Consider the following 7,896-nt stretch of genomic DNA (forward strand, 5'->3'; position numbering starts at 1 on the left):
ATATTTTACAATGAACTCGGCAAATTTGAGTTGAAACTCCGGTTCCACCATCAAAACTGCCCGGGCATGACCAGCACTCAGGCTTTCTTCGGCTACCATATTCATTACTTTTTGAGGTAGTTTTAGCAGGCGTAGGCTATTTGAGATAGTGGCTCTATCTTTGGACATCACCTGAGCAATTTGAGCATGTGTAAGCCCAAAATCTTCCGCTAATGCCGAATATGCTAGTGCTTCTTCGATGGGATTTAGGTCTTCACGTTGAATATTCTCAATAATTGCCATCTGCAATTGCTCTTTTTTAGATACTGAGCGAATCACCACCGGAACTGAATCTAATCCTGCCAGCTTGGCAGCTTCTAATCTTCGCTCTCCCGCTATTAGTTCATAATTACTTCCGGCGCTTTTTGTTACAATAAGTGGTTGAATAATGCCATTTTCCAAGATCGATTGTGAGAGTTCCTTCAGTTTATCGGGGTCAAATCTTTTTCGGGGCTGATATCTATTGGGTAAAATACGTTCGATGGGCAGGATGCCGATTCCTGCTTCGCTTCTTGTAGCACTGTCATCATTTGGAATAAGAGCTGAAAGTCCTCTGCCTAGGTGTTCGTTCATATATCCCTCTTCATCTGCTGCGTTCAATTACTTCATTTGCCAAGTTTAGATAACTCATGGCTCCTGGCGAGCGGATATCGTATAAAAATATGGGTTTGCCAAAGCTTGGAGCTTCAGTTAATTTGATGTTGCGTGGAATAACGCTGCGAAATACCTTTTCCTTAAAATAGCGATGTACCTCTTTGGCTACTTGCATACTCAGATTAACCCGCTTATCGAACATTGTTAGCAGGATGCCGATGATGTTTAAAGTAGGATTTAGGTTTTTCTGGATCAAGCGAATAGTATTTAGCAATTGGCTTACTCCTTCCAGGGCATAGTATTCGCATTGAATTGGAACCAATACGTCTGAGGAAGCAGTCATGGCATTTACTGTTAATAGTCCCAATGATGGTGGGCAATCAATCAAGATATAATCCCAATCGCTCAAAATTGGTTTAAGGGCTTCCTTAAGCTTATGCTCACGGGCAAATTCGTGCACCAATTCTATTTCGGCTCCGGTAAGATTGATGTTCCCCGGTACACAATACAGATTTTGGGTATTTGTGGGCAAAATACAATCCGTAATCGACTCTCGGCCAATAAGTGCATCATATACTTGCAGTTCCACATTATCTTTTTCGATTCCTACACCACTGGAAGCATTCCCTTGCGGATCTAGGTCTATAAGCAAAGTACGCCGCTCCAATACGGCTAAAGCTGCTGCCAGATTGACTGCGGTAGTGGTTTTCCCCACTCCCCCCTTTTGATTTACAATCGTTATAATCTTTGCCATAAACTATTTATATATATCCTTAATATTAGCGTTTCATCAGGTCGCGCTGGGCAATCTGTAGCAATCTACGCATCCCCAGATGTTCATCTTCGCGAACCAATATTTCTTTAAACCTTATTCCTTCAAGATCATCAACTGACCTCGATTTATACATCACTAAGTGACCTGAAGGTTTAAGTAGCCGTCTTAGCGGAGAGTAATACCTTTCCTGCAGCGCAATCGCTCGGCACAAGATTATATCAAAACCGGGACGCCGTGCCAAAAAGGCATAATCCTCCAACCTGGCACATTCCACACCAATTTTGTGCAGAGACAGTGCTTCAACCATTTCCATTAGCACCTTCGTCTTTTTGGCTATGCTATCCAAGAGCACTAGCTCACACTCTGGCTTAACAAGTTTGATGGGAATGCCGGGTAAACCTCCCCCAGAACCAAAGTCCAAAACTGTCTTATCTGTAAAATCCAAACATTCCACAGCAAGGAGACTGTCAAGAAAATGCTGTATCCAATAATTCTGGGGCGGCATTTTTCTGGAAACCAGATTCACCTGTCGGTTGTGTTCCGTAAGAAGACTGTGGTAGTGTTCAAATTGCCCCATCAATTGGGCTATATTAGGCAAATCAAGTTTGGCTAGGTATTCTTCAAATATTGTTTTTTCTGGTATCATTTATTCATCCTTCGGAAGGTTTCTAAGCAGCGATTGAATTAAGAACGATGAATCCTGTTCAAAGCTTTTTAGGGCTGCCTGGGCTGCCTCACCACTATGTAAACTGAGTGATCTTACAACCAAGAAGCGGAGTCTTTCGTTATTCTGATTTCTCTGGGCTAAAAGCATCTGCAAGCTCTCTTCCCCTTCGATGTTGCCCAAAGAAGCTATGCAAGTGCTCACATAGCGTTTAGCAGCGAGATGTTCGCTTAGCACAGGCAGCAATCGACTATCCCGCTTTCCTGCAAGCAGAGAAATAGCTGTTTTTGCCTTTAACGAATCAGGATCATTGGTATAGTCTAAAAGTTTGGTGCAAAACAAACTATCGGCATTACACATCACCTGCAAAGCTCGATATTCCAAACCGGAGTTGTTTGCCAATTTATTGTTTATTATATATTCAATAGTTTCATTGGGACGACTGATCATAATCTCTCTGGCTTTACGCACACGGTTAATAGAATTTCCCACTTCCCACTCTGAGGCAGCGGCAAATATATCCGCAATGGGATCGTCCTCTGCCGGCGCCGGCAATTGTTCTTGTTCTTCAGTAGGAGTTTCATCCTCAGGACTATACATATTCACATCTTTGCCAAATCCATAAGTACCCTTTTGCCAATCGCTGTTATTTGTCATTATGCTATCGGGATACAGGTCGTTGCCGCCGGCATCCAGAAACAAGCCTAAACCCCCAGCATTACGGCTGAAATTTGCCGAACCATAGTTTTGTGCCTCATTGCGTTCATAACGGTCATTACCCTTTAAATCAACAAATAAACCCAAAGAATTTGAGATTCCCAAGCCATTCCCGCCATGAATGGAATAGGCATCATCTCCTTCCGAATCTATTAGCATCCCAAACCCATAATCGTGTCCAGCCCCCTGTCCAGGACCGTTACGAGAGTAATAACAATCGTTGCCGCTGGCATCGTGAAGAATGCCGCTTGCCAAATGGATACCTGATCCCTGTGGATAGTAAACCGCATTGTACACATCGTTGCCATCCAAATCCATCAGGATACCCGTAGCATACCAATATCCAGTGCCCTGTGCATAAACTCCCCCCAGATACTTATCGTTGCCAGCTTTGTCAAAAAGAAAGCCCAAGCCTCCCCCAAGATAGGGTCTAATGCCAAAGCCCATGCCTTGCCCCATGGTCCTAAAATCGTTGGGCATAAGCGGCGCATGAAAATATCTACCGCCCAAATAATAAGTATCCGAACCTTCGAAATCTGCTAAAATCCCTACTCCGTATGTACTGCCAAATGCCTGAGCCATAGAGTGTGCAGAGTATGAATCGTTGCCAGCTTTATCTTTTAGCATCGCCATACCCAAGATAGCAGCGCCTTGCGAGAACACTCCGCTTTGATAAATATCGTTCCCATTAGTATCTGTGTGCCAAACCGTGCCCATTATCGCAGAAAAAGCAAAATCGCCTAATTGGTATACATCGTCACCGCTGCAATCATGCCCAAGATATATGCCATTCAAGGCACACAAAGAAGGTTCTTTAGAGCGATAGAGATCATTCCCATCTTTATCGATAAGAAGCAAGAAGGGTTGTTCGCGGTTTGCCATTAGCTCAAGATCATAAATGTCGTCGCCACCAGGATCAAGTATCAAACACGGAGAGAGTTTGGCTAGTTCTTTGATGTTTTGCTCGTTATATACATCAGCACTCTTTGTGCCAATAATCATTAGGCCATATTTACTTTTATATACCTTGCTGCGTTTGGTACGGGGATTGTATTCGGTCACAATGTCTCGCAAGTTCATCATAGCCAACGTGGCAGACGCAAGAGCCGAGAAATCCAATTCTTCTATCATCGATAAATATGGATCAATCTCAATTTCTTCTTGCCACATCAGATTCTGCCGGGTAAAATATTCCTGGTATTGCTCCGCATCTTCTTCTTCCAACATCATTTGCATAAGAAAGGCGGCAAGGCTATCTTGCTGAGCATTATTCAAAGGCAGAAATGTATTGCGGTATACCAGATAAATAAGATCTAAACAGTTTTCCACATATCTAAAGAAAGCCTTATCGGTGGTGATTTTCGTAGAAGGTAATTCGATATTTTGCAAATTGCACTCTTTGGCAATATTGCTAAAATACTTCAGCAATTCAGGATCTTGAGAATTTGTGAGGCAATCTCGAAGGCTTTCAAGGCTATCTACCGCTTCTATACCTCCACTTAGCATGTTTAGATGCCAAGAGCTTTTTGCTTCACAGCCCGGATCCCAATCTCGATCAAACGCCATATGTTCAAGCGTTAAGTCTTGAGCAGCAAGCATCTGAGAAAGCAAGTCCAAATCGGCATGAGAAAGCATCTTTTGGGCATACAAATCTTCCTGAAGCAAGCCCATTACAAGCATTATTGCAATCATGATCAGTGTTTTAAGCACATTTATAAAACTCATCTGAACCTCATTTGGGCAAGAGTATAAATAGTGGCTTTTATTGTCAAATGTTCTTTTCAACTATCTCTTCTTCTTGATGATATCTACATAAAGAATCTGGTAAATCTGCCAATCTACATACCGGAAACTACAAAACTTGGAAAAGGGGTATGTTGTAAGCATATTTGAAGAGCAATGCATATAACCGATATCCGGATCAGAAAAGAGATGTGGAAAAGCCTGGAAATCACGATTTTGTGGTAAATTATCAAGCCAGAGACCGTTGTTCATCCATATATAGTAGATCCTTATGCACAAGATATCGGCTTGGTGGACTTTTTTTATCGTAGCAAAAAAAACCGGAATCAACAACTGATACCGGTTTTATACGAATGTAAGTATTTGAGCTTTATTTAGCTAGATCTTCGGCTTTGATGGCATCTTTTTTGATAGTAATTGCAGATTCTTCCACGAACTGAATAATAGCCATCGGGGCATTATCTCCTCTGCGAAATCCGGCTTTAATAACTCTAGTATATCCACCATTACGATTTGCAAAGGCAGGCGCAATTTCGTCGAAGAGCTTTTTAACCAAGTCACGATCGCCCAGCACGCTGTAGGCAAGTCTGCGGGAGTGAACGGTATTGTTCTTTCCGTAGGTTACCACGCGTTCTACAAAGCGTCTCATTTCCTTGGCTTTAGCCAGAGTAGTATTAATCTGTCCATACTCAAGCATGGATTTGACGAGATTTCTCATCATCAGGCGTCTTGCATCGGTTTCACGTCCGAATTTTCTACCTTCAACTCTGTGTCGCATTTTTCACCTTCTTTTTAGGGCTTGGCACTGGTTTGCGCGGTGTAGCACTTGCCGCTTTTCCCTTTTTCCCGGGCACAGCTACTTGTTCAGTTTGAGCAACTTCAGCGGTTGTTTCGTCGGCAGAGATAATACCGCGACTACGGGCTTCCCGAATCTTGCGGTAGACGCTATCCACATCCATACCCAGTTCCAGATCATATTTTTTAAGTTTTTGTACAATCTCTTCCAGAGATTTTTTGCCAAAATTACGGAATTTAAGCATTTCCGCTTCGGTTTTGGAAACCAATTCACCAATAGTATTGATGTTTGCCATTTCCAAGCAGTTAGCAGCACGAACTGTGAGCTCAATTTCTTTTACGCTCATACGCAAGATACGCTCTTTTTCTTCCAGGTCAGGATCCAATTCCACATCTCTAATGTATTCTGGTTCAGTTTCGAACAGGCTAATCTTGGCAGCCATATCTTTGAGTATTTTTGCCGCCAAGAATAGTGCAATCATTGGTTCAACAGCACCGTTGGAATGGATTTCAAGAATTAGTCTATCGAAATTCATGCGTTCTTTTACACGTTGATGACTAACCGAGAAATTCACCTTCAGAATAGGAGAGTAGATACTATCGATGGGAATAAAACCTAAGGCTTTCCCTTCTGTATTCTGACGATCGGCAGACACGTATCCGCGCCCGATTCCAACGATCATTTCAATTTTAAGATCGATGTCTTCGGTAACTTCCAGAAGATACAGGTCTTTGTTGATAATCTTGACATTAGCATTTTCCTGAATCATATTTGCGGTAATAATTCCCTTGCCTTTATGTTCAAGAATAATGGTATTTTCTTCTACGGTATTGGATTCTATCACGAGTTGTTTGATTCTAAGAATAAGATCCAGATAATCTGAATTCGTTCCAGGAATCGGAGTAAACTCATGATGTAAGCCTTCGATCCGTACGAAGCGAACTGCGGCGCCCTGAATAGAGGAAAGCAGGATTCTACGTAGGGTATTCCCCATAGTAGTACCAAATCCCGGCTCCAGCGGGCCTATTTCAAATCTGCCGTAGTTTCTGGAATACGTATCTTTATCGTGTTCCACACTCTCCGGCATCTGTAAGGGTTCAAGATACATCATATCAAACTCCTAAGGGTTGCTACTTGGAGTAGAATTCGACGATGAGACGCAGATCTACAGAGACCGGAATCTCACTAGCGACAGGAATCTTATCGAAGCTGCCGCGCATGTTTTCTTTATCTACGGTTAACCAATTGTAGGGTGAAGTATTCTCAGAGCTATCCAGAGCTTCCACCAACATTTTCATGCTCCGGCTCTTGGTGCGAACTTCGATGATATCGCCTTCTTTAAGAAGATATGAAGGAATATCCACTTTCTTACCATTTACCATAAAATGACCGTGATTAACAAACTGACGCGCTTGCATGCGAGTAGTGGCAAAACCTAAGCGATATACAACATTGTCTAAGCGACGTTCAAGAAGTTGCATGAGGTTGTCGCCGGTAACTCCACCCGCTTTGGCGGCTTTGACAAAGTAGTTTTTAAACTGTTTTTCTAACAGACAATAAGTAAGACGAAGTTTTTGTTTCTCACGCAGATGAACTGCGTAATCTGAAAACTTGCGGCGCATCATGCGACCATGCTGTCCCGAAGGATATTTACGCTTGGCGAGGATGCGATCGTACTTGTTTGTGCCGAAGATGTTTTCACCAAATTTGCGGCATACTTTTGCTTTGGGTCCGGTATATCTTGCCATGATTTCTCCTTATATCCTTCTGGTTTTTGGGGGACGACATCCATTGTGAGGAATGGGGGTTTCATCCTTAATCATGGTAACTTTGATTCCGGCTGCGTTTATTGCGCGAATAGAGGATTCTCTTCCACCACCGGGTCCCTTAACGATAACGCCAACTTTTTGAATACCCATTTCAGCACCGGCTTTGGCAACTTCGGCAGCAGCCATCTGAGCAGCAAAAGGAGTGCTTTTGCGCGAGCCTTTGTAGCCTATCTTTCCGCCCGAACTCCAGGCAAGAACATTGCCGGCACGATCGGTTAGAGTAATAATGGTATTATTGAAGCTGGAATGCACAAACACTAAGCCTTCATCAAAAGACAGGCGTACGCGTTTCTTCTTGGTTCTGGTTTTTTTAGCCATGAATCATGCTCCTATTTCTTCTTCTTAATGGCGCTGGAACGGGGACCTTTGCGGGTGCGGGCATTGGTGTGAGTTCTTTGACCGCGCACAGGCAAACCGCGTTTATGGCGCAAACCGCGATAGCAACCAATTTCCATGAGCCTTTTGATGTTCATGGCAACCTGGGTTCTTAAAGTACCTTCCACGATGTAGTCATTCTGGATGATATCGCGCAAGATCTTTTCTTCATCTAAAGTGAGATCAGCAACTTTCTTCATAAAATCGATATTGGCTTTCTGACATATTTCAATAGCTCGGTTTCTGCCGATACCATAGATATAGGTAAGACCAATGAAGAGCCGCTTTGTTTTGGGAATCTCAATACCTGCAATATGTGCCAAGTTGGTCCTCCTTTCTTAACCCTGTCTTTGTTTGTGTTTAG

General features: G+C 42.9%; 9 protein-coding genes. All 9 read right to left on the bottom strand.

The features are described 5' to 3' along the window. Positions 1 to 612, bottom strand: a 612-nt coding sequence (locus LHW48_11230) for a ParB/RepB/Spo0J family partition protein (protein ID MCB5261019.1), incomplete at its 3' end; no start/stop codon positions are given. Positions 613 to 622: 10 nt separating this feature from the next. Continuing rightward, positions 623 to 1,387, bottom strand: coding sequence for an AAA family ATPase (locus LHW48_11235; protein MCB5261020.1), 765 nt, complete (start codon positions 1,385 to 1,387; stop codon positions 623 to 625). Positions 1,388 to 1,412: 25 nt separating this feature from the next. Beyond that, positions 1,413 to 2,054 (bottom strand): 16S rRNA (guanine(527)-N(7))-methyltransferase RsmG, encoded by a 642-nt coding sequence (gene rsmG / locus LHW48_11240; protein MCB5261021.1) that lies wholly within the window; start codon positions 2,052 to 2,054, stop codon positions 1,413 to 1,415. After that, on the bottom strand, positions 2,055 to 4,514 hold the full coding sequence (locus LHW48_11245) for a HEAT repeat domain-containing protein (GenBank protein ID MCB5261022.1): 2,460 nt from the start codon (positions 4,512 to 4,514) through the stop codon (positions 2,055 to 2,057). 388 nt (positions 4,515 to 4,902) lie between these two features. Further along, positions 4,903 to 5,310 (bottom strand): 50S ribosomal protein L17, encoded by a 408-nt coding sequence (rplQ, locus tag LHW48_11250; GenBank protein MCB5261023.1) that lies wholly within the window; start codon positions 5,308 to 5,310, stop codon positions 4,903 to 4,905. Then, positions 5,294 to 6,439 (bottom strand): DNA-directed RNA polymerase subunit alpha, encoded by a 1,146-nt coding sequence (locus LHW48_11255; protein ID MCB5261024.1) that lies wholly within the window; start codon positions 6,437 to 6,439, stop codon positions 5,294 to 5,296. The genes rplQ and LHW48_11255 overlap by 17 nt, the downstream gene beginning before the upstream one ends. A gap of 19 nt (positions 6,440 to 6,458) precedes the next feature. Further along, on the bottom strand, positions 6,459 to 7,076 hold the full coding sequence (gene rpsD, locus LHW48_11260) for a 30S ribosomal protein S4 (GenBank protein MCB5261025.1): 618 nt from the start codon (positions 7,074 to 7,076) through the stop codon (positions 6,459 to 6,461). Positions 7,077 to 7,085: 9 nt separating this feature from the next. Beyond that, entirely contained in the window at positions 7,086 to 7,475 is a 390-nt protein-coding gene (gene rpsK / locus LHW48_11265; GenBank protein MCB5261026.1) for a 30S ribosomal protein S11, read from the bottom strand. An 11-nt stretch (positions 7,476 to 7,486) separates the two neighbouring features. Then, the gene (gene rpsM, locus LHW48_11270) at positions 7,487 to 7,855 is read right to left on the bottom strand and encodes a 30S ribosomal protein S13 (protein MCB5261027.1); all 369 of its coding nucleotides are present in this window, start codon (positions 7,853 to 7,855) and stop codon (positions 7,487 to 7,489) included. Positions 7,856 to 7,896 lie beyond the last annotated feature (41 nt).

The organism is Candidatus Cloacimonadota bacterium, assembly GCA_020532355.1.
Classification (GTDB): Bacteria; Cloacimonadota; Cloacimonadia; order Cloacimonadales; family Cloacimonadaceae; genus UBA5456.

Excerpts from the sequence above, each read along its gene's own strand:
- LHW48_11235 (MCB5261020.1), bottom strand. The coding sequence starts at position 1,387 with ATGGCAAAGATTATAACGATTGTAAATCAAAAGGGGGGAGTGGGGAAA.
- rsmG (MCB5261021.1), bottom strand. The coding sequence starts at position 2,054 with ATGATACCAGAAAAAACAATATTTGAAGAATACCTAGCCAAACTTGAT.
- LHW48_11245 (MCB5261022.1), bottom strand. The coding sequence starts at position 4,514 with ATGAGTTTTATAAATGTGCTTAAAACACTGATCATGATTGCAATAATG.
- rplQ (MCB5261023.1), bottom strand. The coding sequence starts at position 5,310 with ATGCGACACAGAGTTGAAGGTAGAAAATTCGGACGTGAAACCGATGCA.
- LHW48_11255 (MCB5261024.1), bottom strand. The coding sequence starts at position 6,439 with ATGATGTATCTTGAACCCTTACAGATGCCGGAGAGTGTGGAACACGAT.
- rpsD (MCB5261025.1), bottom strand. The coding sequence starts at position 7,076 with ATGGCAAGATATACCGGACCCAAAGCAAAAGTATGCCGCAAATTTGGT.
- rpsK (MCB5261026.1), bottom strand. The coding sequence starts at position 7,475 with ATGGCTAAAAAAACCAGAACCAAGAAGAAACGCGTACGCCTGTCTTTT.